Origin of the sequence: Pueribacillus theae (assembly GCF_003097615.1) — a bacterium.
GTDB classification, from domain to species: Bacteria; Bacillota; Bacilli; order Bacillales; family UBA6769; genus Pueribacillus; species Pueribacillus theae.
The window spans coordinates 1-1036 of record NZ_QCZG01000107.1 but is presented as its reverse complement, the minus strand read 5'-3'; the positions used below and the strand labels follow the sequence as shown (position 1 = coordinate 1036).

General features: G+C 36.7%; 1 protein-coding gene. It reads right to left on the bottom strand.

Features of this window, described 5'->3' with window-relative positions:
- Positions 1-1036, bottom strand: a 1036-nt coding sequence (locus DCC39_RS18875; RefSeq protein ID WP_116556407.1) for an IS1634 family transposase, incomplete at both ends; no start/stop codon positions are given.

Sequence of the window (1036 nt, the reverse complement as noted above, 5' to 3'; positions counted from 1 at the left end):
CGGATCATTCGTTCTTTTTTTTCCTAATTGAGTTGGTTTATCCATTTTTTTGAGTGCACGTTCAATCTGTTTTTCCCGAACAGATTGGTGGTACCGTTTATATTTTGGGGAAAATGTGACAACTAAGCGTTGTTCTAAACCATTTTCATGAATCCAACGTTCTTTATAATAAGTGGACTGATCCTTCTCCATCTCTAAGTCTAGTAAGTTGATGGTTTTCTTTTTTCCTCCTGTATGATTGGTTGATGTCCAGTCTGTTGGATCTAAAGCCCATTCTTTCAAATGTTTTTTTAGTTTTTTGATGGATTGTGTTGTAACATATGCGCGATTCCCCATAGAATTATACAGCCGGTTTTCATGAGAAGAAAGCCCAGCATCTGTACAGACGACAAACTGAGAGAGTTTAAAATCTTTTAGGATTCTTTTTTCTAATGGCTTTAATGTTGGCTGTTCATTCTGATTGCCAGGGTTCATCACAAAGGCAAGAGGCAATCCGCTGCCATCCATAAATAAGCCCATTTGAACAATCGGATTCGGTCGATGTTCCTTCGACATACCGTATTGCTTAAGGCCATCGCTTTCTTCTATTTCGAAATAAAAATTTGTGCAGTCATAATACAAAATTGATGTGTTTCGGTCGATAAGGCTTTGACTATTCTTGTAGACAGACGCTTCAATCATATTTGCTTCATCTGCAAGTACATCTAACGCACGATAAATGTGCTGAGATTCTACCGAATGTGCTTCGAGTAGTTCAGTGGCACGTTCAAAAGTTCCCTTTTTTGAAGTAGGATGTAAAATCCTCATATATATTAAACGGGAGAGAATCGCATTTAGGTCAAAGGAAAAATTATATTTTTTCGAAATAGAGTTACAGATCTGATTTAATTTCAATTGATGATAAATGGATTGTAGGAAAAGATATCCTATGATAAAGGAGCGTTGTGTTCCTTTTCGGATCTGTTTGTTTGGATTGTAAGCCGCCATAATTTTTGCGTTTTCAGTTTTCTCTTCTTCCGTTCGTTTCTTTGCATAA